The sequence below is a fragment of the Bradyrhizobium sp. SZCCHNR1098 genome, assembly GCF_032489375.1.
Classification (GTDB): domain Bacteria; phylum Pseudomonadota; class Alphaproteobacteria; order Rhizobiales; family Xanthobacteraceae; genus Bradyrhizobium.
Genome location: NZ_JAUEXY010000002.1, coordinates 735930 through 759267, shown reverse-complemented (window position 1 = coordinate 759267; position 23338 = coordinate 735930). Strand labels below are relative to the sequence as shown.

At 66.1% G+C, this 23338-nt stretch carries 19 protein-coding genes and 1 pseudogene; 12 read left to right on the top strand and 8 right to left on the bottom strand.

Features of this window, described 5'->3' with window-relative positions; all coding sequences use genetic code 11:
- Positions 1–53: 53 nt before the first annotated feature.
- Complete coding sequence (locus QX135_RS07720) at positions 54–1841, bottom strand: chloride channel protein (protein WP_315737118.1); 1788 nt, start codon at positions 1839–1841, stop codon at positions 54–56.
- A 250-nt stretch (positions 1842–2091) separates the two neighbouring features.
- Positions 2092–3324 carry an acetyl-CoA C-acetyltransferase gene (locus tag QX135_RS07715; RefSeq protein WP_316176727.1) on the bottom strand — a complete coding sequence of 411 codons (1233 nt, stop codon included), beginning with the start codon at positions 3322–3324 and terminating at the stop codon, positions 2092–2094.
- A 600-nt stretch (positions 3325–3924) separates the two neighbouring features.
- Here QX135_RS07715 and QX135_RS07710 point away from each other — a divergent pair.
- The 8 genes and pseudogenes from QX135_RS07710 to QX135_RS07675 all read left to right on the top strand — a co-directional run bounded on the left by QX135_RS07710 (position 3925) and on the right by QX135_RS07675 (position 15450).
- Positions 3925–4896, top strand: coding sequence for an amidohydrolase family protein (locus QX135_RS07710; protein WP_315799293.1), 972 nt, complete (start codon positions 3925–3927; stop codon positions 4894–4896).
- A gap of 46 nt (positions 4897–4942) precedes the next feature.
- Positions 4943–6262, top strand: a complete 1320-nt coding sequence (gene dctA / locus QX135_RS07705; protein ID WP_316176728.1) for a C4-dicarboxylate transporter DctA — start codon at positions 4943–4945, stop codon at positions 6260–6262.
- 116 nt (positions 6263–6378) lie between these two features.
- Positions 6379–7092: an ABC transporter substrate-binding protein gene (locus QX135_RS07700; RefSeq protein ID WP_315737110.1), complete on the top strand. Its 714-nt coding sequence runs from the start codon at positions 6379–6381 to the stop codon at positions 7090–7092.
- A gap of 477 nt (positions 7093–7569) precedes the next feature.
- A pseudogene (locus tag QX135_RS07695) lies at positions 7570–8481 on the top strand (PepSY domain-containing protein); the annotation flags it as partial.
- 411 nt (positions 8482–8892) lie between these two features.
- On the top strand, positions 8893–10413 hold the full coding sequence (locus tag QX135_RS07690) for an efflux transporter outer membrane subunit (RefSeq protein ID WP_316234015.1): 1521 nt from the start codon (positions 8893–8895) through the stop codon (positions 10411–10413).
- The gene (locus QX135_RS07685) at positions 10413–11528 is read left to right on the top strand and encodes an efflux RND transporter periplasmic adaptor subunit (protein WP_316176730.1); all 1116 of its coding nucleotides are present in this window, start codon (positions 10413–10415) and stop codon (positions 11526–11528) included. Before QX135_RS07690 ends, QX135_RS07685 begins: the two co-directional genes overlap by 1 nt.
- A 33-nt stretch (positions 11529–11561) precedes the next feature.
- A complete protein-coding gene (locus QX135_RS07680; RefSeq protein ID WP_316234014.1) occupies positions 11562–14639 on the top strand; it encodes an efflux RND transporter permease subunit in 3078 nt (1025 codons plus the stop codon).
- 127 nt (positions 14640–14766) lie between these two features.
- Positions 14767–15450, top strand: coding sequence for a PadR family transcriptional regulator (locus tag QX135_RS07675; RefSeq protein ID WP_316176731.1), 684 nt, complete (start codon positions 14767–14769; stop codon positions 15448–15450).
- A 263-nt stretch (positions 15451–15713) separates the two neighbouring features.
- Here QX135_RS07675 and QX135_RS07670 read toward each other — a convergent pair whose 3' ends face one another.
- Both QX135_RS07670 and QX135_RS07665 read right to left on the bottom strand, forming a co-directional pair.
- On the bottom strand, positions 15714–16550 hold the full coding sequence (locus QX135_RS07670; protein ID WP_315779471.1) for a class III extradiol dioxygenase family protein: 837 nt from the start codon (positions 16548–16550) through the stop codon (positions 15714–15716).
- Between the two features lie 2 nt (positions 16551–16552).
- Positions 16553–16906: a protocatechuate 4,5-dioxygenase subunit alpha gene (locus QX135_RS07665; protein WP_315751972.1), complete on the bottom strand. Its 354-nt coding sequence runs from the start codon at positions 16904–16906 to the stop codon at positions 16553–16555.
- A gap of 123 nt (positions 16907–17029) precedes the next feature.
- Between QX135_RS07665 and QX135_RS07660 the strand changes: the two genes are divergently transcribed.
- Positions 17030–17962: a LysR family transcriptional regulator gene (locus tag QX135_RS07660; protein ID WP_316176732.1), complete on the top strand. Its 933-nt coding sequence runs from the start codon at positions 17030–17032 to the stop codon at positions 17960–17962.
- A 24-nt stretch (positions 17963–17986) separates the two neighbouring features.
- On the opposite strand, the gene QX135_RS07655 is transcribed toward QX135_RS07660, so the two are convergent.
- The 3 genes from QX135_RS07655 to QX135_RS07645 form a co-directional block, all read right to left on the bottom strand.
- On the bottom strand, positions 17987–18373 hold the full coding sequence (locus QX135_RS07655) for a VOC family protein (protein WP_315758443.1): 387 nt from the start codon (positions 18371–18373) through the stop codon (positions 17987–17989).
- 77 nt (positions 18374–18450) lie between these two features.
- On the bottom strand, positions 18451–19728 hold the full coding sequence (locus QX135_RS07650; RefSeq protein WP_316176733.1) for an NAD(P)/FAD-dependent oxidoreductase: 1278 nt from the start codon (positions 19726–19728) through the stop codon (positions 18451–18453).
- Complete coding sequence (locus tag QX135_RS07645; protein ID WP_315741214.1) at positions 19721–20440, bottom strand: RibD family protein; 720 nt, start codon at positions 20438–20440, stop codon at positions 19721–19723. Before QX135_RS07645 ends, QX135_RS07650 begins: the two co-directional genes overlap by 8 nt.
- A gap of 220 nt (positions 20441–20660) precedes the next feature.
- On the opposite strand from QX135_RS07645, the gene QX135_RS07640 reads away from it, so the two are divergent.
- Complete coding sequence (locus QX135_RS07640; protein WP_316176734.1) at positions 20661–20960, top strand: hypothetical protein; 300 nt, start codon at positions 20661–20663, stop codon at positions 20958–20960.
- Between the two features lie 132 nt (positions 20961–21092).
- Entirely contained in the window at positions 21093–21446 is a 354-nt protein-coding gene (locus tag QX135_RS07635) for a DUF2200 domain-containing protein (RefSeq protein WP_316176735.1), read from the top strand.
- A gap of 24 nt (positions 21447–21470) precedes the next feature.
- Here the strand turns inward: QX135_RS07635 and QX135_RS07630 are convergent, their stop codons facing one another.
- On the bottom strand, positions 21471–22388 hold the full coding sequence (locus tag QX135_RS07630) for a PaaI family thioesterase (protein ID WP_316176736.1): 918 nt from the start codon (positions 22386–22388) through the stop codon (positions 21471–21473).
- A 261-nt stretch (positions 22389–22649) separates the two neighbouring features.
- On the opposite strand from QX135_RS07630, the gene QX135_RS07625 reads away from it, so the two are divergent.
- On the top strand, positions 22650–23318 hold the full coding sequence (locus QX135_RS07625; RefSeq protein WP_316176737.1) for a hypothetical protein: 669 nt from the start codon (positions 22650–22652) through the stop codon (positions 23316–23318).
- The last annotated feature ends 20 nt before the right edge of the window (positions 23319–23338 follow it).

The window sequence follows — 23338 nt, the reverse complement described above, 5'->3', positions numbered from 1 at the left end:
CAGCCTGCCCTGGTGCCGGCCCAGGGATCACGCGTCGCGGCGATGGGACGCGTTCACGACAGCGCCCCGAGCACGCCGCGCGTCGCCTGGTCGATCTCCTCGACATAGCGGCGGCGCGCGAAGGACTCGGTCAGGAAGCCGATCACCTTGCGGCTGTTCTCCGACTCCAGCACGGCCAGCACCTCGGCGCCGGAATCGTCGAAGATCTTCATCGCCGTCTTGACGTTCATTTCGGGCAACAGCGCGACATCGAAATATTTCGCGAGCTCGACCACCTGGATCTCGTCGGCAATGGAATCCAATTCGCCCGAGAACAAATCGGGCAAGGAGACCAGCCCGCAATAATCGTCGCTGTTGTTCACCACCACCACGGCCTGGCGCGTGCCCAGCGCGAACTCGCGCCGGCAGGCCGCGATGCTCGTCGTGGTCGGCACCTTCCCGACGTCGGAGCGCATCAGCCGCTCGACCGTGAGGTTGCGCAGCCAGCCGACATCGTTGGCGCTGCGGATGGTCTCGCCGCGCAGATGCAGGCGCCAGGTCGAGAACGAGTGGCCGAACAGGACGCGGACGCACACCGAGGTCACGATGCAGGCGGCCAGCACAACGGCGGTGACGTCGACGCTGCGGGTCATTTCCAGCACCAGGAACGACATCGTCAGCGGTCCGCCGACGATGGCGACACCGAGCGTCGCCATGCCGGTAAGCATCGCCACCAGCGGGTCGATCGCGAGCCCGAGGCCGGCCAGCGCGAGCAGGCCCGCAAACAGCTTGCCGAGCAGACTGCCGACGAACAGCGAGGCGAAGAACAGACCGCCGCGGAAGCCCGAGGCCAGCGAGATCAGGCAGGCGGCGAGCTTGAGCACGATGATGGTGGCGATCATGCCGACCGCCATCTCGCGATGCAGGTCGAGCAGCATTGCGCCGTGGCCTGCCGCCAGCACCTGCGGCGTCACGATCGCCATGGCGCCGACACAGACCCCGCCGATCACCGGGCGCAGCCACACCGGAATGCGGACGAACAGCCGCTCGACCGTCGGCGAGGCACGCATCACCACGATGCCGATGCCGGCGACGAGGAGCGCCAGCACGAACAGCGCGATGTATTGCTCGAAGCCGACCGCGCCGACCTTGGCGACCTCCAGCGAATACGGCGCGCCGGCGAGATATTGCGAGGTCAGCGCACCCGCCAGCGAGGCCGCCAGGATCGGCGCCGCGCTGCCGACGGAGTAGACGCCGACGATCAGCTCACAGGCATAGAACGCCCCCGTGATCGGCGCGCCGAAGGCGGCCGCAATGGCGGCGGCCGCACCGCAGCCGAGAATGAGGCGCATATCGTTGCGGCGGAGCGTGAGATACTGCCCGAGCAGCGAGGCGACGCCGGCCCCGATCTGGGTGTAGCCGGCCTCGAGCCCGACCGATGCGCCGGAGCCGTTGGAGACCAGGGTCTGGCCGCTCACCACGATGCTGTCACGCATCGACAGCCGTCCGCCGCGCAGCGCATTGGCCTCGACGGGGTCGACCGCGGCCGCGATCTTCCAGCGCCGCCGCAGCCATTCCATGATGCCAAGCGCAAGGCCGCCGCAGGCGGGCGCGATCAGGGCGACCACCGGGTTGACCCAGGTATGAGCGCTGAGCCGGACATCGATCGGGATGCCGTAAATGACCACATGCGCGACTTGCGCGATCAGGCTCATCACCGTCACGATCGCACCCGTCGCAACGCCGATCACCAGGGCCAGCGGTATCAGGTAGAACTCATTGCTGCGCAGCAGTGCCCGCAGCCGCGTGACCACCCGGTTCGAAGCCTTGCGATCGATGATATGCGACAGCGTCGACAGCACGGAGAGCCGTTTCTTCTAAGATGAGGCCTCGCCGTGGCAATAACCCGTCGCAACTAGCGGAACAAGCGCGAATTCCTTTCCGGTCGAAACGTGGTTGACTGGTCCGGAAAGTGGAACCGCCGCGGCTCGCGCGATCCTGCGCCTCAACTGCGCCACCGCCAAAATCACAAATTGCCGGAGTAAAGACGACGGCGCCCGCCGCGGGAATCTCCGCAACGGGCGCGCACCTCAAATCGAGGAGATGTACCGTTCAGACCCGCTCGATGATGATCGCGGGTGCCATGCCACCGGCCGCGCACATGGTGACCAGGCCGCGCTTGAGATCGCGCCGCTCGAGCTCGTCGAGCAGCGTCCCGATCAGGATGGAACCGGTGGCGCCGATCGGATGTCCCAGCGCGATCGAGCCGCCGTTCACATTGACCTTGGCGCGGTCGAGCTCGAGGTCGCGGATGTACTTCTCGGCGACGACGGCGAACGCCTCGTTGATCTCGAACAGGTCGATGTCATCAAGCTTGAGCCCGGCCTTGGCCAGCACCTTGCGCGTCGCCGGCACCGGGGCGTTCAGCATCAGGGTCGGGTCATCGCCCATATTGGCCATCGCCACGACGCGTGCCCGCGGCTTCAGGCCATGGGCCTTGGCATAGGACGGCGACGCCAGCAGGATCGCCGCCGCACCGTCGACCACGCCGGAGGAATTGCCGGCGTGATGCACGAATTCGATCTCGAGGCCGGGATAGCGCTGCAGGATCAGGTTGCGATACGTCGTGCCCTTCTCGTCCAGCGCGTAGTCGGCGATCGCCGGAAACGCCGGCTTCAGCCCGGCCAGCGCCTCGGCGGTGGTCTGCGGCCGGGGGTATTCCTCGTGGTCGAGCGCGAGGCTGCCGTCCTCGCGATGCACCGGCACCAGGCTCTTCCTGAAATGTCCGGCCGCGATCGCAGCCGCCGCGCGCTTCTGGCTCTCCAGCCCGAGCGCGTCGACGTCGGCGCGGGTGATGCCTTCCATGGTGGCAATGGCGTCGGCACAGACGCCCTGGTGCGACTGCGGATGCAGCGCGCGCAGATGCAGATTGCCGGCGTCCATCATCAGCGGCCCCTCGCCGCGCCGGCCGTCCATCGACATCATCTCGCAGCCGCCGGCGACGACGAGGTCCTCCTGCCCGGCCATGATCGAGCTTGCTGCGATGTTGACGCTGGTGATGCCGGAGCCGCAGAAGCGATCGAGCGTGACGCCCGAGGCGCGGATGTCGTAGCCGGCGTCGAGCGCCGACATGCGGCCGAGATCGCCACTCTGCGGACCGCGCTGCGACGAGCAGCCCCAGATGACGTCCTCGACGTCGCAGGTATTGATGCCGGTACGGTCGGCCAGCGCACGCAGCACCGTGGCGCCGAGATGCTGCGGGTGCAGCCCGGCGAGCGCGCCCTTGCCGGCCTTGCCAATACCGCGCGGCGTTCTGCAGGCATCGATGATGAGCGCGTCGACCATGGTGTTTCCTTTGCCCGATATTGTTGTGAGCTGACAGCCGCGCAGCGTCTCGGCGCCCGCACGCCTCTCTTTGCTGTCGCATAGCATTGCGCATGCGGTCTTCACAACGGCGCTTGAAGCTGCCGGCGCATGACCAAAACGCACGCCACGGCGTTGACGCAACTCACCTTTCCGTCGCACGAACAATTCCGCAGATCGGCGCGCTCGGGCTGCCTTCTCGCAGACTGGTTGAAGAGCAGCCCATCTCGCCCAGTCGCGCTGCAACGCAGCTCGAACGGAGGGTCTCAGCAACGTTGGCAGTTGGACTGCAGAGCATTGTCCAAACAAGCGAACTGACCGTTCACCCAATGCTTCTTGTCATGCTCCAGAGGCTGCAACATCCTCGAACCCAGGAACTGACTGGGATCACGGCGGTCGGCTGCCCCGCTGCAATGCGGACGCCACACGGCTCCGGATCGGGAGCACGCCATGATCACGACGCCACGTTGTGAGGTCGCCTGATCTCTCCATCGTGGCGTGACGATAGCAAACACGAACGATGCCGGAGCCTGGCAGGCAACGCCTGCCCGCGACCACGGCCATTCCGAGGAGGACGCTCTGATGATGAGACGAGATCTGCTGGCCACCATGGCCGGACTGGGAGCGGCGACGGTGCTCGGCGCCGTCCCTGCGCAAGTTGCTGCCCAAGAGGGCAAGATCCCCAGCATTCCCGGTCCCGATCCGGCCACCCGGACGCCGAGCTTCAAGGCGCCGCCAGGCAGCGTCGATACCCACACGCACATCTTCGGGCCGGCCTCGACCTATCCGTTCTCGCCCACCCGCCCCTACACGCCGCCCGACGCATCGCTGGAGATGTTCCGGGCGCTCCATGCCAAGATCGGTGTCGAACGCGCCGTCATCGTCAACGCCACCGTCCATGGCACGGACAATCGCGTCGTCACGGACGCCATCGCGCAGAGCAACGGCAACTACAAAGGCGTCGCCAACATCAACGCGGCGATGTCCGACGCCGACCTCACGGCGCTCGGCAAGGCCGGCATCTGCGCCTGCCGGTTCGCCTTCCTCCGCCGCCTCGGCGGCGTCGGCGACATGAACGTCTTCCGCACCCTGGTGGACCGCGTCGCGGCGATCGGCTGGCACGTCGACATTTATCTCGAGGCCGGGACGATCCAGGAATTCGTGCCGATCCTGAAGGCGCTGCCGGTCACCTATGTGATCGACCACATGGGCACGATCAGCGCCGCCAAGGGCATCGATGACGCCGAGTTCAAGGCGCTGCTCGACCTGCAGGCCAGCGACGGCAAGTGCTGGATCAAGATCACCGGTCCCGAGCGCGCCTCGGCCTCCGGACCACCGTTCCACGACGCCGTGCCGTTCGCCCGGAAACTGATCGAGAATGCGCCCGATCGCGTCATCTGGGGCACGGACTGGCCGCATCCGAACGTCAAGATCATGCCCAATGATGGTGATCTGGTCGATCTGATCCCGCTCTACGCCCCGGATCCGGCCATGCAGCGAAAGCTGCTTGTCAGCAATCCCGAACGGCTGTTCAAGTTCGAGCCCAAGAGCTGAGTCACCGCCAGCTGCAACTTCGAGCCCTTCAGCGACAGGACCGATCATGACTGCCACGACCCTCACCGCCGACAGCAAGGCAGGCGCCCGCCGCGGCTGGTGGAAGGAGCTTTGGGTCCAGGTCATGATCGCGATGGCAGCGGGCATCCTGCTCGGTGCCGTCAAGCCGGATCTCGGCGCCCAGATGCAGCCGCTCGGCGATGCCTTCATCAAGGCGATCCGGATGCTGATCGCGCCGATCATCTTCTGCACGGTGGTCAACGGCATCGCCCACATGGCCGACATGGCCAAGGTCGGCCGCGTCGCGATCAAGGCGCTGATCTATTTCGAGGCGATCACGACGCTGGCGCTGATCATCGGCTTGACCGCGGTGAACCTGTTTCAGCCCGGCGTCGGCATGAACATCGACCCGGCGACCATCAACTCCGCGACCATCGAGCCCTATGTCAAGCAGACCGCTGCGGTCGGCTTCGTGCCGTTCCTGCTCAACATCATCCCGCAGACCTTCGTTGGCGCCTTTGCCGAGGGCAATATCCTGCAGGTGCTGTTCATCTCGGTCATGTGCGGCTTTGCGCTGATCTGGCTCGGCGACCGCGCCAAGCCTGTGACCGACGTGATCGATGTCGCCGGCCAGATGATCTTCGGTGTCGTTCGGATCGTGATGTGGGCGGCCCCGCTCGGCGCATTCGGCGCCATCGCCTTCACCGTCGGCAAGTTCGGCCTGGGCTCGCTGGCCAAGCTCGGCCTGCTGCTCGGCAGCTTCTATCTCACCTGTCTGATCTTCATCGCCGCCGTGCTCGGCCCCATTGCCGCCCTCACCGGCTTCAGCCTGTGGAAGCTGATCCGCTACATCAGAGACGAGGTGCTGGTCTGCATCGCGACCACGTCGTCGGAGACCGTGCTGCCGCGCATGCTGGTGAAGCTCGAAGCGGCCGGTTGCGAGCGCAGCATCGTCGGCCTCGTCATCCCCACCGGCTATTCGTTCAATCTCGACGGCACCTGCCTCTATCTTGCGACCGCAGCGGTGTTCCTGGCGCAGGCGACCAACACTCATCTCGACATCAGCCACCAGATCGGGCTGCTGCTGATTTTGCTGGTGACATCGAAGGGCGCAGCCGGTATCGCCGGCGCCGCCTTCGTCGTGCTGGCCGCAACGCTCGCCGCAACTGGGACGATTCCGGTCGCCAGTGTCGCGCTCGTGCTCGGCGTTCATCGCTTGATGTCGCAGGGGCTGACGCCGACGAATTTGATCGGCAACGCCGTGGCCACCATCGTCATTGCCCGCTGGGAAAATGCGCTCGACAAGACGCGTCTCCAGCAGGTGCTCGATGGCGAAGCCGGCAGCGAACTGACCGAATCAGTCTGATATCAGCGAGGCGACCGATGGACTGCGCAGCTACCATCCTGAGGCAGGCCGTCATTGTCGCTTTCGTCGCGTGCGCGACGCTCGCTCCGGTTCGAAGCTATTCCGCTGATGTCGACGTGGCACGCACTCTCGCGCCGACCGGACATCTGCGCGCGGGACTCTATCCGGGCACGCCGACATCGATCCTGCCCGACGGGACCGAGAATCCCCGCGGCGTCGGCTACACCATCGGCAAGGAAATGGCGCGCCAGCTCCATGTCGACTACGAGCCGGTCGTGTTCGCCAAGAACGCCGAGGTGCTCGAGGCCGTCAAGACCGGCGCGGTCGACGTCGCCTTCACCAATGCTTCGCCGGCGCGCGCAAAGGAGATGGATTTCGGTCCTGTCTATCTCGAGATCGAGCTTGGGTATCTCGTGCCCGACGGCTCCCCGCTTTCCGACGCCGGCGATGTCGACGCGAGCGGCCGCAAGATCGGCGTCACGACCGGCAGCACGTCGGATGCGACGCTCGGGCGCGAGCTGAAGAACGCGACGCTGGTCCGGGCGCCGACCTTGAAGGATGCGGTCGCCATGCTGACGAGCCGCCAGATCGATGCCTTCGCCACCAACAAGGCGACGCTGTTCGAGATCGCCGAGCAGGTGCCAGGATCGCGCGTGCTCGACGGGCGCTGGGGCGAGGAGCGCCACGCCATCGCGATCCCCAGGGGCCGCGACGCCGGGCTCGACTTCCTGCGCAGCTTCACGGCCGAGATCCAGTCGTCTGGCCTCGTCAGCGCCGCTGCTGAGCGCGCCGGACTGAAGGGCATTGTGTCGCCAGGGAAATCGCCCTGACGCGTCGGCGCGCAGTGCCGCCGGGGATCGCGGTGTTCTCCGCATCGGACAGCGACAGACTGCGGATCAGTGCGACACCGACGTGAGAAGCGAAGCGCATCGCCAAGGGCCTCTCACAATGACGCGCTGAAGTCCGAGATGAGCGCGTCATCCTGAGATACCGCCGCTATCTCGTTTCAGCCGGTCACCGAGAAACGTCAGTCGTGAATTGACATCATTTGCATAGACACCGATTTGCTTTCGCCGCATTGACGCCGATCAAACGGCGCATGACCTAAAATTAATAGTTATCTCCTTTCGTATGAGTGGTGCGCTCGGCTAATGAAAGCGCAACGGCGGCGGACTGATCTCGCAGCGTCGTCCAGCAAGAAACGATCTGAAACTACGGAGTGAGCGCCTGCGGACAACAGTCACGCCGCGTCGTTCGTGTGTGTGACGATCACTCGACGATCACTTGGCGAATACTTGGAGACGATCATGAACAAGCAGCTTCTGCTCAAACTTCACCGCTGGATCAGCCTCGTCTTCGCGCTGCCGCTGCTTGTCATCATCGTGACCGGACTGATCCTCTCCTTCGAGCCGATGGCGCAGGTCGCTGCCGTCAAGCCGCAGAGCGTCGATCCGGCGCGCGTGATCGCGCTGATCAAGCAGCATGATCCCGACGGCAAGGCACGCGGCCTGTCGATCGATGCGTCCACACAGCACCTCACCTTGCAGGGTACGCCGGGCGCCGAGGTCGACATCACGACCGGCGCCGCGGTCGAGAAGCCCGCGATGGCGAGCGTCTTCCTGTGGGCGCGCAGGACCCACGAGCATCTGATCGGCATCCCTGGCCTCACCCTGATCTCGACCATCGCAATGGTCACCATCATGATCATCGGCATCCTGATGGGACTGCCGCGACTGCGCAACACGCTGTCCGGCTGGCACAAGGGCGCGGCCTGGTTCACGCTGCCTCTGATTCTGCTCAGCCCGCTCACCGGACTCTGTCTCGAGCTCGGCCTGACCTTCGCAGGCAGCGCTCCGCCCACCGCAGCCAAGCGCATCTCGCTGACCGAGGCCGTCAGCATCGTCTCCAGGGACCACGACCTTTCGGCGGTCAACTCGATCGGCAATCGCGGCGGGCGGATGATGGCGAGGATCATCGAGGACGATGAGCTCAGGGCCTATGCCGTGACGTCCGACGGGCTCTCCGCGTTGCCGCGCAACTGGCCGCGCCTGCTGCACGAAGGCAACTGGTCGCTGATCGGCAGCGCGGCCAACGTGCTGATCTCGATCGCGCTGTTCGCACTGCTGATCACAGGCGTGCTGATCTGGGCGCAGCGCCGGCTGCGGCGCCCGAATCGCGCGCGCACCGTGCCGGCAAAGCCGGTGGTCGCATCCTCGATGGCCGTCCTGACGAGCGGCGACCGTCCCACGGAGCCGGCTCGACGCCGCGAGCCGGCCTCCAACTCCGTCTCGCGCGCTGCTTCGCCAAAGGCCGACCCGCGCCGCGCGAGCTCGGCGGCAGACCTTTTCGATCATTGTGACAAGAACGACGTCGCTGCCCGACCGCTGCGGAAATGGAAGCGGCGCGTTGTCTACTCTCACCTCAAAAATTTGATGCGCCCGTCCGGTGCAAGCGAGCACCGGCGCCGCGCAGGACGAAGCTGTGCGCATCACCGCCCTGTCATCAACGTGACTTGACTACGTCTGTGCTGCCCCGCATGGTCCGGATAGAAAACGAAACGGTTTAGTTTTATGTCCGATCATGTCCGAATGTTTCCCGCGCGTTTGAGGGGGGTCCCGACAGGCCGCGCGATGTCCGTCCCGCTCGGCCTTTTTGGCTGCAGCGTGCTGCTCGCATCCTGCGCCGTCGGCCCGGACTTCATGTCCCCCGAGGCGCCGGTCGCGACCGGTTACGTCGCCGAGCGACGCCTCGCCGCGACCGCCAGCGCCTCGACGCCGGGCGGCAATGTGCAGAGCTTCGCACCCGGAGGCGATCTGCCCGGCACCTGGTGGGCGCTGTTTCATTCCCGGCAGATCAACGCCTTCGTCGAGGAAGCGATTCGCAACCACCCGGACATCGAAGCCGCGCAATTGGCGCTGCGTGCTGCGCGCGAGAACGCGCTGTCGCAACAGGGCGCGCTGTTTCCGCAGCTGAGCGCGAGCGGATCCGCCGAACGCACCCAGGGCTCCACCACACAGAACGGGCAATGGCCCGGCCAGACCTCGCTCTACACGCTCTATGGCACGTCGGTAAGCGTCAGCTACGCGCTCGATCTGTGGGGCGGCACGCGACGCCAGGTCGAGGCGCTGCAGGCGCAGGCCGACTACCAGGCGTTCAAGCTGGAGGCGACGCATCTCGCGCTGACCGCCAATGTCGTCACCGCCGCGATCAGCGACGCCTCACTGCGCGATCAGATCGCAGCGACCGAGGAGATCATCAAGGCCGAGACCGACCAGCTTGGCCGGATCCAACACCAGTTTGATGTCGGCGCCATCTCCAAATCCGACGTGCTGGCGCAGGAGGCGACGCTGGCGCAGGCCAAGGCGACCTTGGCGCCGCTGCAGAAGCAACTCGCGCAGCAACGCAATCAACTGATGGCCTATCTCGGCCGGCTGCCGAGCCAGGACCGCGGCGAGCATGTGACCCTCGCGGAGCTGCGGCTGCCGCGCAAGCTGCCGGTGTCACTGCCCTCCTCGCTCGTCCGGCAGCGTCCGGACGTCCGGCAGGCCGAGGCTACGTTGCACCAGGCCACAGCGACGGTCGGCGTTGGCGTCGCCAATCTGCTGCCGCAGGTGACGCTGTCGGGCAGCTACGGCGCAAGCGGACCGGGCCGGCTGTTCTCGCCGACGACCATCGTGTGGGATGCGGCCTCGAGCGTCAGCCAGAAGCTGATCGACGGCGGCACGCTGTATCACACCAAGGAGGCTGACGTCGCCACCTTCGAGCAGGACTTGTCGCTCTACAAGAGCACGGTCATCACCGCGTTCCAGAACGTTGCGGATTCGCTGCGCGCCATCCAGTACGACGCCGAGGCGCTGAAGGCCCAGGCCGCCGCCGAGAAAGCCACGGCCGACAGTCTCGCCATGGCGGTCGAGCAGTTCAAGAGCGGCGCGGTGCCCTACGCCAACGTCATCAACGCGCAGCAATCCTATCTGAACGCCCGCGTCTCCCGCATCAAGTCGCAGGCCACGCGCTTCAGCGACACCGCGGCGCTGTTCCAGGCGCTCGGCGGCGGCTGGTGGAATCGCCAGGACGAGACCCCGGCGGCGCTGCCCCGCGCCAATCCCGGCTACTTCGCCGGTCCCAATCGTACGACCCAGGAAGCAATGTAATGAAGAAACGCATGACGATCATGCTGGCCGCCATGGCGGTGCTGTTCGGCGGCCTCTACGGCTTTCAGACATTCAAGGGCATCATGATCGCCAAGGCGATCGGCGCCATGGCCAACCCGCCGCAGACGATCTCGACGGTCGTTGCGGCGACCGCACCATGGCGCTCCAACCTCACCGCGGTCGGCTCGCTGCGCGCCGTCAACGGCGCCGATCTGGCGCTGCAGGCCGCAGGCATCGTGCAGGGCATCCAGTTCAATTCGGGCGACACCGTCGAAGCCGGCCAGCAATTGCTGCAGCTGGTCGCGACCGACGACGTCGCCAAGCTGCAGTCGCTGCAGGCGACTGCCGAGAACTATGCCATCGTCGTCAAGCGCGACGAGGAGCAGATCAAGTTCAACGCGGTCAGCCAGGCCACGCTCGACAGCGACCGCGCCAATCTGAAGAACGCGCAGGCTCTCGTGACGCAGCAGAAGGCGATCGTCGAGCAGAAGACCCTGAAGGCGCCCTTCGCCGGCCGGCTCGGCATCCGCGCCGTCGATCTCGGGCAGTATCTCGGCGCCGGCACCACCATTGTCACCCTGCAGAGCCTCGATCCCATCTTCGTCGACTTCTATCTGCCGCAGCAGTCGCTCGCCGACATCCGGATCGGCCAGGACGTCGCCATCACGGTGGATGCCTTCCCATCCGAGCGCTTCACCGGCCAGATCTCGGCGATCAACGCCAAGGTCGATTCCACCAGCCGCAACGTCCAGGTCCGCGCCACCCTGCACAACGAGGCCGCCCGGCTGTTGCCTGGCATGTTCGCCAAGGTCGAGATCGCGACCGGCAGCCCGGAGCAGCTCGTCACGCTGCCGCTGACGGCAATCGTCAGCAACCCCTACGGCGATCTCGTCTACGTCGTCGACGATCTCAAGGACGGCCAGGGCAAGGCGCGGCAGATGTTCGTCAAGAGCAAGCCGGCCAAGGGCGACCGGATCGCGATCACCGACGGCGTCAAGCCGGGCGAGGCGGTCGTGATCGCGGGACAGATCAAGCTGCGCAACGGCAGCCCGGTGAGAGTCGACAACTCACACGTACCGGTCGCGGAAGCCGCGCCGGATGTCGTCGACCAATAGTCCGGCCAGCCCGCGCTCATCAGAGTCATCACCATGCGTTTCACAGACATCTTCATCCGCCGGCCGGTGCTGGCGCTCGTGGTCAGCGCCCTCATCCTGGTGCTCGGCCTGCGCTCGATGACGACGCTTGCCATCCTGCAATATCCGCGCACGCAGAACGCCATCGTCACGGTGAGCACGGCCTATGCCGGCGCCGATAGCGACATCATCGCCGGCTTCATCACGACGCCGCTGGAGAACGCGATCGCCCAGGCCAACGGCATCGACTACATGACGTCGACCAGCGTCACCGGCAGCAGCACCATCACCGTGAACCTGCGGCTCAACTACGATTCCGGCAAGGCGATGACCGAGATCAACGCCAAGGTGAACTCGGTGCTCAACCAGCTACCGACCGGCACGCAGCAGCCGACCCTGACCTTGAAGGTCGGCCAGACCATCGATTCGATGTATATCGGCTTCGCCAGCGACGTGCTGGCGCCGAACCAGATCACCGACTACCTCACCCGCGTGGTGCAGCCGAAGCTGCAGGCGGTCTCCGGCGTGCAGACCGCCGAATTGCTCGGCGCCAAGAAATTCGCCCTGCGCGCCTGGCTCGACCCCGACAAGCTCGCGGCTTATGGCCTGACCGCGACCGACGTGTCGACGGCACTGTCGGGCAACGACTACATCTCCGGGCTCGGCACCACCAAGGGCCGCCTCGTGCAGGTCGACCTCGCCGCCGCGACAAATCTGCATTCGCTGGAGCAATACCGCAATCTCGTCGTCAAGCAGGTCAATGGCGCCATCATCCGCCTGCGCGATGTCGCCAATGTCACGCTCGGCAATGACGACTACGACAGCGCGACGCGCTTCAACGGCAAGACCGCGGTCTACATCGGCATCCAGGTGGCGCCAACGGCGAACCTGCTCGACGTCATCAACGGCGTGAAGGCCGTTTATCCGGAGCTGCAGCGACAGCTGCCGAACGGCATCACCAGCGAGATCCTGTACGACTCCACCGATTTCGTGAACTCGTCCATCGACGAGGTGATCCATACGCTGGTGGAGGCGATCGGGATCGTGATTGTCGTCGTCTTCATGTTCCTGGGATCGTGGCGCTCGGTGCTGATCCCGGTGATCGCCATCCCGCTGTCACTGATCGGCACCTTCGGCCTGATGCTGCTGATGGGCTTCTCCATCAACCTGCTGACCTTGCTGGCCCTGGTGCTGGCGATCGGCCTCGTCGTCGACGACGCCATCATCGTGGTGGAGAGCGTGCACCGCCTGATCGACGAGGGCGTACCGCCGGTCGAAGCCGCGATCCAGTCGGCGCGGGCGCTGGCGAGCCCGATCATCGCGATGACCGTGGTCCTGATCGCGGTCTACGTGCCCGTCGGCTTCCAGGGCGGCCTGACCGGGGCCCTGTTCACAGAGTTCGCCGTCACGCTCGCCGGCGCCGTCACCGTCTCGGCGGTGATCGCGCTGACGCTGTCGCCGATGAACTGCGCCTGGCTGCTGCGCCGGACCGAGCGCGACGCCACCACGTTCGAGGCGCGTTTGGTGAGGACGATCGACCATGTGCTGGAACGGCTCGCCCACTTCTATCGCCGCTGGCTCGAAAGCGTGTTCGCGACCAAGCCGGTGGTGGTGGTGTTCGCGCTGCTGCTGCTCGCGATGATTCCCTGGCTCTATGTCAGTTCCACCAGCGAGCTTGCGCCGGACGAGGACCAGGGCATCGTGCTGTCGCTGACGAATTCGGCGCCCTCGGCCACGCTCGAGCAGCGCCAGTTCTACGGCCAGCAGCTGTATGGCTTGATCGCCCAGCGCCCGGAGACGCGCACCGTGTTCCAGATCGACACCTCGACACAGGTGATCGGCGGCTGGGTTCTCAAGCCCTGGGATCAGCGCAAGGCGACGACCAAGACCCTGCAGCCGGAATTCCAGCAGCTCCTGAACGGCATCGCCGGCGCCCGCTCGGTGGCGTTCCAGCCCTCGCCGCTGCCGGGCAGCAACGGCCTGCCGGTCCAGTTCGTGATCGGCACCACCGGCGCGTTCGGCGAGCTCAACGACGTGTCGCGCGATTTCATGGCCAAGGCGCTGGCGAGCGGCCGATTCATCTTCCTCGACAGCGATCTGAAGATCGACAAGCCGCAGACCACCGTGGTGTTCGATCGCGACAAGGCCGCCGATCTCGGCCTCAAGATGAGCGATCTCGGCGGCGCGCTCGCGACCATGCTGGGTGGCAATTATCTCGACTATTTCAGCCTGGAGGGCCGCTCCTACAAGGTGATCCCGCAGGTCCGGCAGAACGACCGCCTCACCGACAGTCAGTTGCTCGACTATTCGATCCGCACCAGCGGCAATGCCATGGTGCCGCTGTCGACCGTGGCCCGGCTCGAGCGCAAGACGATCCCTGAGTCGCTCAATCACTTCCAGCAGATCAATGCGGCAACCATCTCCGGCGTGGCGATGCCGGGTATCGCGATGGGCGACGCGCTCGCCACCTTGAAGGAGATCGCGAAGTCGCTGCCATCGGGTTACTCGATCGACTATGGCGGCGCGTCGCGACAGCTCGAGCAGGAATCCGGCGGCTTCGTCACCACCTTCGTGTTCGCGCTGATCATCATCTTCCTGGCGCTCGCCGCCTTGTTCAACAGCTTCGTCGATCCGATCATCATCCTGGTGTCGGTGCCGATGTCGCTGGCGGGCGCGCTGATCTTCATCAGCCTCGGCATCGGCGGCGCCAGCATCAACATCTACACCCAGGTCGGCTTAGTCACCCTGATGGGCCTCGTCAGCAAGCACGGCATCCTGATGGTGGAGGTCGCGAACGAGCTGCGCGAACAAGGTAAGGATCGCACCGAGGCGATCATCGCGGCGGCCACCGTCCGCCTGCGTCCGATCCTGATGACCACGGCGGCGATGGTGCTCGGCGTGATCCCGCTGATCACCGCGAGCGGCGCCGGCGCGGTGTCGCGCTTCAACATGGGGCTGGTGATCGCCACCGGGCTCGCCATCGGCACCCTGTTCACGCTGTTCGTGGTCCCCGTCGCCTATGCGCTGATCGCTCATCGCGGCACGACGACCGAACCGGCGGCAACGGCTCACACGGCGGAAGCGACAACGTAAGACGCGCGGTAAAAATACTTTTTAACTCATGCACTTAAATCAAAGGTCGAGGCAACCGAAGCGATCGATGTTGACAAACGTAAGATGATAACGATATATCGTTTATACGAAACGGAGATCATATCGTATGAGACATCATCATTGGAAATTCGGGCGTCGTGGCTGGGACGATGATCGCGAGGAGCGCGGCTGGGGCCATCGCGGCGGGCATGGCTTCGGCGAGGCCTGCGAGGACGTCCGCCTCGGCGGCCGCGGTCCCGGCTTCGGCCCGCGAGGACCCGGCCTGTTCGAGCGCGGCCGCCGCGGCGGCCGCGAGGAGTTCGGACGGGGCGGCGGCGGTCGCTTCTTCGGCCCCGGCGACCTGCGCAGCCTGCTGCTGTGGCTGATCGGCGAGAAGCCGCGCCATGGCTACGAGCTGATCAAGGCGGTCGAGCAGCTGGTCGGCGGCTCCTACTCGCCGAGCCCCGGCTCGGTCTATCCCATCCTCAACCTGCTCGAGGACATGGGCCAGATCGAAGCCACATCGGCCGAGGGCGGCAAGAAGCTGTTCGCGATCACCGACGCCGGACGCCAGGCGCTGAAGGACGACGAGGCGGCGATCGAGGGCCTGCTGAGCCGGTTGCGCATCATGGCCCGCACCATGGGCGGCATGCGCCCGCCGGAGCAGGTGCTGCAGACGGTGCAGACCCTGAAGATGGCGCTCAAGATGCACCGCCCCGGCTGGAGCGACGAGGAGGCCAAGCGCGTCAGCGGCATCCTGACCCGCGCCATCGCCGAGATCCAGGGCGACGACGACAACGCGGCGAGCTGACATCAACATCCGCCACGGGCGGAGGCGTAGCGGCCGGCATTGAGACCGTGCTCGCCGCCGCACAGAAGCTGACAGTCACGTTCCTCGATAGCATCCGCGGTATGGGTCCCGGCGTTCGCCGGGACGACACCGGTGATGTGGCGCGGTCGTACCAAACACACTGCTGTCGTCCCGGCCTTGAGCCGGGACCCATACCGCGTGATGGTCGTTGGCGGAATAGCTCTCGGTCATCACCTTCCGCACCAAAAATCCCGCTGGAGCCGCTACACCGGCTCCAGCACCATCAGCCCGGTCGCCGTGTTGGAGATCGGGATGTGATAGTTGGAATGCTCCTTGCGGACCTTCTCCGGCAGGGTGCCGCGCGCGACCATCCAGTTCAGCAATTCGACACCCTGGGTGCCCGACAGCTCGACCAGCTCGGTGGTCGAATACTTCGTCGCCCAGGCGGGATCGTCGACCATGCTGGCCATGAACTTCTCGTCGAAATCCTTGTTGATGAAGCCGGCGCGCTCGCCGTCGAGCTGATGCGACAGGCCGCCGGTGCCCATGACGACGACGCGTTCGTCCTTCGGCCAGGATTGAATCGCCCGCGCCAGCGCCTGGCCGAGCCTGTAGCAGCGCGCGGCCGACGGCAGCGGCGCCTGCACCGTGTTGACGACCACGGGCACCACCCGCACCGGCCATTTCTGATCGGGCCAGCACAGCGCCATCGGCAGCGTGAAGGCGTGATCGACCACCATCTCCTGGCAGGTGGTGAGGTCGAAATCCTCCTTCACCAGATGCTCGATCAAATGCCAGGACAATTCGCTGTCACCCTTGAACGGCGCGGTCTGCGGAATGCCCCAGCCTTCGTCGGCATTGCTATAGCTGTCGGCCGCGCCGACGGCGAAGGTCGGCATCTTGTCGAGAAAGAAGTTGAGGCCGTGGTCGTTATAGACGAGCACGACCACATCGGGTTTGGCCTTGGCGAGCCATTCGCGCACATGCGGGAAACCGTCGAAGAACGGCTTCCAATACGGGTCCTGCTGCAACCCCTTGGCAATCGCGCCGCCGATGGCCGGAACGTGGGACGTGGTGATGCAACCTACGATCTTCGCCATGATCACCCCCTTGCCGCCAGAAGCTTGGCCTTGAACTGCTCTTTCGTCAGCCCGGTCTGCTGCGCGCCGATGTCCTGCATGTCCAGACCGAAGATGCCGGCGAACTTGGCGAGGTAATAGGCATTGCCGCCGGCCTCGATCAGCTCGAGCACATTGCGATTCCTGATCGCCGCGCGCTGCTGCGCGTTGAGGCCATATTTGGCACAATAGCCGTCCTCGTCGGCGACGAACGCCTTGCGGTTGGCGGCATCGTTGAACGAGTAGCACATCTTGTTGAGCGCGTAGCCTTTGCGGGCCTGCTCGCCGTCGAAGATGGTGGTGCCGGGCACGGGCTGCCGGGCTGACGTGGTGGACATCTGAGCCTCCCCTGGTCGTGTTTCGAACGGCCGCGCTTGATCTGGATCAAACGCGGCGCCGTTCGTGCCCGCCAGTATCGCCGACAGACACCGTCAATAAAGGCCGCGCGACCGATCCGATCCATGAGCCAATTCGATCATTTGGACCTCGACGGCCATCTGCTGCAGCTCCTGCTCGCCGTCATCGAGGAGGGCTCGGTCACCCGCGCTGCGCAGCGGCTCGGCGTCACGCAGTCGGCCGTCAGCCATTTGCTCGACAAGCTGCGCGCGATCACCGGAGATCCGCTGTTCGTGAAGTCCGGCCGCGGCATCGTGCCGACCGCGCATGCGCAGCTCCTGGCGCTGCGCGCCCGCGCGCTGCTCGACGATCTCCGGAGCTTCTCGCACACCGCTGCGTTCGAGCCGGCGAAAATCTCCGCGCAAGTGACGATCGCGGCCAATGATCTGCAGCGCGACCTGCTGCTGCCGTCCCTGCTCCGCTACGCCCGCGCGCAGGCGCCGGGCCTCAGCCTGCGCGTCATCCCCTCCGGCGCACCGACGCCGGAGATGCTGCGCGAAGAGCACTGTCAGCTCATCATCACGCCGCGCCCGCCCGAGGGCAGCGACATCCTGCAGAAGCGGCTGTTCGAGGACAGCTATCGCGTGTTCTACGATGCGGGCCAACGCGAGCCGCCGCAGAGCCTCGAGGACTATCTCGCCAGCGACCACGTCACGGTGCTGTACGAGCCGCGGCGCCGGCTCGACATCGACGAGGTCATGGCCGAGCGCGGCATCGTCCGGCGGTTCGCGGCGCAGGTGCCGGGCTTCGGCGGCATCGGCCCGTTCCTGCGCGGCAGCCGCATGATCGCGACGCTGCCGAGCCTCCTGCGCGCCTACATGCTGCGCGGCCTGGCGGTGGCGCCGGTGCCGGTCCCCTGCCCGGCGATGCCGATGTACATGGTCTGGCACCTGCGACACCACGAGGATCCGATGCACCGCTGGCTGCGCCAGCAGCTCGAGATCGTGGTCGCGCCGAGCTTGGCCGCGGCCGCCGAGCACATGCCGGTGATGGCGTGACTCATCCCGAGGGGTGAGCGGCCCTCACGCCGGCGCGTGGCACACCGCCTCGATGTTGTTGCCGTCGGCGTCGCGCACGAACGCGCCGTAATAGTTCTCGTGATAATGCGGCCGCAGTCCAGGCGCGCCGTTGTCCCGTCCGCCTGCCGCGATGGCCGCCTGATAGAACGCATCGACTGTGGCGCGATCCTTGGCGTGGAATGCGACATGCGTCGAGGTCGCGGCCGTCCCGCCGGTGCCGATCCAGAAATCCGGACGACCGTCGCCGAAGCCGGCGTGATCACCGTGGCCGCCAGTCTGCTCGTTGGTGATCTCCATCATCAGGACGTAGCCCAACGGCGCCAGGGCCGCCGCATAGAAAGCCCTGGCGCGGACAAAGTCGGAGACAGGGAAACCGACGTGATCGAGCATGACGATCCTTTCCATGGTGATCGGCGAATGCTAGCGCCGTGGGCCTACGGGCGCAACATCATGCACGCGGCGCGCGATCACATCGCGAGGATGCGCCGCGCCGTCTGTTGCCCGCTGGCCAGCGCCGCCTCGACCGTTCCCATGTCGCGTCCGCGATACAGTGCTTCGCCGGAGATCAGGACACGACCGTCATCCCAGCGCGAAAGCGTATCCTGCGCCTCGCGGGATCCTAGCGTCGCATAGGAATAGGCCCCGCGCGCGAACGGATCCTTCGCCCAATCCGTGACATGCGACGCGAGGAGCTGCTGCCTCAGCGAGTCCACCGGCTGCGAGAAAATACTCGCAAGCGCCGAGAGACCCGACTCAATCAAGGCGACATCGTCGAGCGCGACGAAAGCGCCGGCCGGCGGCCCGGCGAGCCAGCCGGTCAGCACCGCATCATCGTTCGGATGCTGCGTCCACCACACCGGCACGTCGGCATCGGACAGCACGAACAGCATGTCGGAAAGATTCTCGGTCCGAGCCTCTCGCCACCAGCGGCGCTCGAAGCGCAGCAGCAGCTTGATGACGTTGCCGAAGCCGATGGCTTCGGCTGCGGCCAGTTGCGAGCGCATCGCCGGCGGCAGCGCGATGGTCCGCAGCAGCGGCAGCGGCACGGTCAGGATGACGAGATCGCCGCGCTGCGCACGGCCGTCAGCCAAGCGCACGACGACACCATCATCGGAGCTCTCCACCGCGCGGACCACCGCCTCGAACTGCATCGCCACGCCATGCGCCCGGCACTCCGCCAAGAGATGATCGAGCAGCGCCGCGTAGCCGCCGACGATGCGTGCCTGAGCACCGCGGTCGCCGCCCATCCACTCGTCGCGCAGCGCGAACACGCTGGCACGACCAGGATCGGCGGCATCATAGCCCTGCACCATCCCGAGCACCGACTTGCGCAGGGCGGCAAACTCCGCGCCGCCGAAATGACGCTCGAGCAGCGCCGTGACGGTCATATCCTGATCGAGCTGCCGCGCCACGCGGTGCAGTTGGCGCATCTGCCGATCGGCAGGATCCTCGCGCGAGAACGCGCCGTCCATCACGTACCAGCGCGCGCCATCGACCGGCGTCGAGGTGAGCCCCGCCTCGGCCATCAGCGCGTGGGTGACCGGCGCCTCGCCATGGATGAATTCCGCGCCGGCATCCGCGCGATATCCAAACCTGCTCGCGGGCAGCGGATGGATGCGCCCCCCGCAGCGGTCGCGCGCTTCCAGCAGCGTCACTTGCTTGCCGGCGCGGGCCAGCTCACGCGCCGCCATCAGGCCCGCGGCACCGCCCCCGACGACGATGACGTGCATTCGCCGCTCAGCCATGACTTGCCTGGGCCGGCAAGGGCGAGCCGTTGGTGATCTTGTAGCGCAGCCACAGCGCACCGCCCTCCAGCGCCGTGCTGCTTTCGAGCGTCATCGCCGTGATCGGCGCGCGCTCGCCGGACTCGGCTTCGGTCGAATCGAACACGCTGGGTGCCCCCTTGGCGCCGTCCACGGCCGGACATAGAACGAGGTTGAACTCGTCGACCAGACCCGCGCGCAGAAACGCGCCGTTGGCGCCGCCGCCGCCCTCGAGCAGCAGGCGCTTCACGCCGAGCTCCTGCGCGACGATCTCCAGCACGCGTGAGAGATCGAGTTTCGACTGGCCGGCGAAGACGTAGGAGACACCCTCGCCGCGCAGTCCCGCGAGATGCGCATCCGACACCGCCTCGGTCAGCACGACGACGATCGGATCGCCGCCGATGTCGGCGCGGCCCCAGCAGATCTTGCCATGGGGATCGAGCACGATGCCGTAGGCCTTGGCGCCGCGTCGTGCGATCCAATGGGTGCGCGGGATTCGCTCGGTGGTCTCGGCCGGATAGGCCGAGCCCTTGGCGAATTCTTGGCCGGTGACGCGGCCGATCAGCCAGGCATCGCCCCCGAGCTGGTCATGCACCTGCTCGAACAGATCGCCTGATCCCTTCGGACGCCAGCGGCTCGGCAATGTCCGGCCGTCGACGCTCGACGCCATCAGGCAGATGACTTCCGGTTTCATGTATCCTCCTTGTCGCCGCTGAACGGGGTCACCGAATATCGCCTCGGCGGCGTTGTCAACGAAACGGCGTGCGTTTCGTTCGATCGCGGCCGCAACGCTCGCCTGCGCCGTCGCTGTAACCGCACGAGTTCCTGCGCCAGTTTTGGGATTGAAACGGAGCCGATCATGGACGCTGCGCCGCGCAGACGAGACGCCATCGGTTTGCGCAGGGCACGGCGCGGTGCCCTGCAGGCTGGCCGACAGCATCGCCAACCAGGGCGGCCACGCCGCGCCGTGGCGCACCGTGTGGATTCGCGCCGCCTTCCTGGCCTCGCTGAGCGGGGCAGTCGCGCTCGACCTCAAGCGGCTGTTCTTCCTGCTCATCATCATCCCCGTGATCGTGCTGTTCCTCATCGTGTTCGGCGTGATCGGCGGCTGTGTCGTTCGCAGGACGTGCTCGCCGCTGGCCGAAGGCTTGGGTCTCGGCCTGATCCTGGCGTGGTCGCTCGGGGTGTCATTTCCGATGTTCCCGCCGGGCTAGCGCGCGTTTCCGACGTGTGCGAACGAACGTGCTGTACTACGATCATGAACGCGGACATGAAGCACGCGCTTCGGGCGCGCCGTCGCCCCTTTCCGACCCGACATGCGTCGCCTACGATCCGATGGAGCCAGCATGGCAAAACACCGCATCTACACGACGAGCTTCGCGAGCGTGTACCGATTGTACGTCGCGAAGGCCGAGAAGAAGGGACGCACCAAGGCAGAGGTCGATCAGGTGATCTGCTGGCTGACGGGCTATGGCCAAAACGAGCTTGAGTCCCGGTTGGAACGTCAGACGGACTTCGAGACCTTCTTCGCGCAGGCGCCTGCGATGAATCCCGCGCGGACCTTGATCAAGGGCGTGATCTGCGGCGTCCGCGTGGAGGATGTCGAGGAACCGACGATGCGGGAGATCCGCTACCTGGACAAGCTGGTCGATGAGCTGGCGCGGGGAAAGGCAATGGACAAGATCCTGCGCAAGGCATGATCGCAACCCGCGACGCGATCTTCCTCAGTCCTGCTCCTGCCCTGGCGCCTGCCGCAGCATGAAATGGCCGAAGGCGGTGGCGATCGGCTTCGTCGCATCGTCCTGCCAGGCGCGGGCCTCGAAGGCGACGACGCGGCGGCCCTGCTTGACGATCGACGCTGATGCGATGGTGTCGAGCGCACGGCCCGACCTCAGATAGTTGATGGTGAGGCCGACCGGCTTCGGCGGCGCCGTGGCGCCGAGCTCGCGCATCACGGTGACGATCGCCGCGGTTTCGAGAAACGCACCGGTCATGCCGCCATGGATCGCAGGCAGCACGGGATTGCCGATGATCCGGTGCGAGAACGGCATCACCAGCGTGTCGTTCTCGGCGAAGCGGATGCCGAGGCAGCGCGCGAACGGACTGGTGGGAAACGGCCCCATCGGATCGTCCGGGGCGTCGAGCGGCGGTGGCGCGCCGTCGAAGGCCGCCCGGTCGGTCAGCATGTTGGTGCGGTTGGCGCCAATCATGAAGCAGGCGGTCGCGGTGGCGACCGGTGCGGTCTCCTCCTCCTGATAGGCGGTGGCGCGCACGAACGCGATCGAGCGGGTGACGCGGAAGCATACCGCATGGGCCTTGATGTCGAGACCGGGGGTCGCCGGCTTCTGATAGTCGATGCGCAGATCGAGCGTGGCGATCGCCCGGCTGCCGTCGAGCGCGAGTTGCACCGCCATGCCACAGCTCTCGTCGAGCATCGCGGTGACGACGCCGCCATGGATGACGCCGGTCTCGCTGTCGCCGACGAACACCGGACGATAGGGCAAGGTCGACCAGGCCTCGCCGGGCGCGAACCGGTCCATCCTGAGCCCGCTGATATGGCCATAGACCGAGCGGCGCTGCCTGATGGCCTCGGCGAGCTCGTCGAATGCCGGCGGTGTGGCGATGGGCGGAATGTTGGACATGCGCGATTTAGATCACGATCCCGAGGACGCACGAAGCCTTTTCCGACGGATCCGAATTGTGTGCCGGCGATCCAGGCCGGATCATCGCCGTCCCTGCATCCGCACGATTGAGCGCAGCCGATCGTGCTCACGACTCAAGGCTGCGAGCCTGCATTCCCGCAAAACTACGTGGATGAAATGTTCCGCCGGCGCGGCGCGCTTAGAACATTGGCAACCTTAATATGATCATAATTGCCGCCATCAAATCCCGGAGACCTGTCGATGCGCAGACCCACCAAGACGCCGGACGCCCCGCCGAGCAGCGGCACGGCCTCTCTACGAATTGTCCTGAGCCTGGCGCTCGCAGCCAGCGCCGGTGCGATGTGGTGGAGCAGCGGCGGCGCCAACAGCTTCTCCTTCGGGACCGGAGCGCCTTCGCTCGAGACCCGCGTCGCCGCCCTGACATCGGAGCTGACGCAGCTCAAGGCCGAGACCGCCCAGTTGCGCGACCGCCAGAGCGACACCTCCGGCGAGCTTCTGCAATTGCGCGCCAGCCTCACCACGGCCGAAACGGGCCTGGCCGCCTTGCGCACCACCGCCGACGAGAACGAGGCGCGCCGCCGCGATACGGCCGACAAGATCGAGTCCGATCTCGCGCTGCTGAAGCGCCAGACGATCCGCCTCCGCGGCGCCCAGGAAGATGCGGCGACCGAGCTGAGCGGGCTGCGCACCGCGGCCGCGAACAGCGACGTCACCATCGAGCAGCTCCGGACCTCCACCGGCGAGATGCGTCAGCAGTTGGCGCGCATCGAGACCGCTCGCGAGGCGACCAGCTCGATCTCTCGCAGGCCTCACCGTGTCAGGCGCGTGGCGCGCGCGACCGAGGCACAGCACGAGCCGCAGCCTTTCCTGATGCAGTGGCCCGGCGTCATCCCCGCGGGCCGCAACTGAGTTGAAGTGCCATCCGGCCT

Coding starts and splice junctions, on each gene's coding strand:
- QX135_RS07715 (WP_316176727.1), bottom strand. CDS start 3,324: ATGGTCGACGCGCTCATCATCGATGCCTGCAGAACGCCGCGCGGTATT.
- QX135_RS07710 (WP_315799293.1), top strand. CDS start 3,925: ATGATGAGACGAGATCTGCTGGCCACCATGGCCGGACTGGGAGCGGCG.
- dctA (WP_316176728.1), top strand. CDS start 4,943: ATGACTGCCACGACCCTCACCGCCGACAGCAAGGCAGGCGCCCGCCGC.
- QX135_RS07690 (WP_316234015.1), top strand. CDS start 8,893: ATGTCCGTCCCGCTCGGCCTTTTTGGCTGCAGCGTGCTGCTCGCATCC.
- QX135_RS07685 (WP_316176730.1), top strand. CDS start 10,413: ATGAAGAAACGCATGACGATCATGCTGGCCGCCATGGCGGTGCTGTTC.
- QX135_RS07680 (WP_316234014.1), top strand. CDS start 11,562: ATGCGTTTCACAGACATCTTCATCCGCCGGCCGGTGCTGGCGCTCGTG.
- QX135_RS07675 (WP_316176731.1), top strand. CDS start 14,767: ATGAGACATCATCATTGGAAATTCGGGCGTCGTGGCTGGGACGATGAT.
- QX135_RS07670 (WP_315779471.1), bottom strand. CDS start 16,550: ATGGCGAAGATCGTAGGTTGCATCACCACGTCCCACGTTCCGGCCATC.
- QX135_RS07665 (WP_315751972.1), bottom strand. CDS start 16,906: ATGTCCACCACGTCAGCCCGGCAGCCCGTGCCCGGCACCACCATCTTC.
- QX135_RS07660 (WP_316176732.1), top strand. CDS start 17,030: ATGAGCCAATTCGATCATTTGGACCTCGACGGCCATCTGCTGCAGCTC.
- QX135_RS07655 (WP_315758443.1), bottom strand. CDS start 18,373: ATGCTCGATCACGTCGGTTTCCCTGTCTCCGACTTTGTCCGCGCCAGG.
- QX135_RS07650 (WP_316176733.1), bottom strand. CDS start 19,728: ATGGCTGAGCGGCGAATGCACGTCATCGTCGTCGGGGGCGGTGCCGCG.
- QX135_RS07645 (WP_315741214.1), bottom strand. CDS start 20,440: ATGAAACCGGAAGTCATCTGCCTGATGGCGTCGAGCGTCGACGGCCGG.
- QX135_RS07635 (WP_316176735.1), top strand. CDS start 21,093: ATGGCAAAACACCGCATCTACACGACGAGCTTCGCGAGCGTGTACCGA.
- QX135_RS07630 (WP_316176736.1), bottom strand. CDS start 22,388: ATGTCCAACATTCCGCCCATCGCCACACCGCCGGCATTCGACGAGCTC.
- QX135_RS07625 (WP_316176737.1), top strand. CDS start 22,650: ATGCGCAGACCCACCAAGACGCCGGACGCCCCGCCGAGCAGCGGCACG.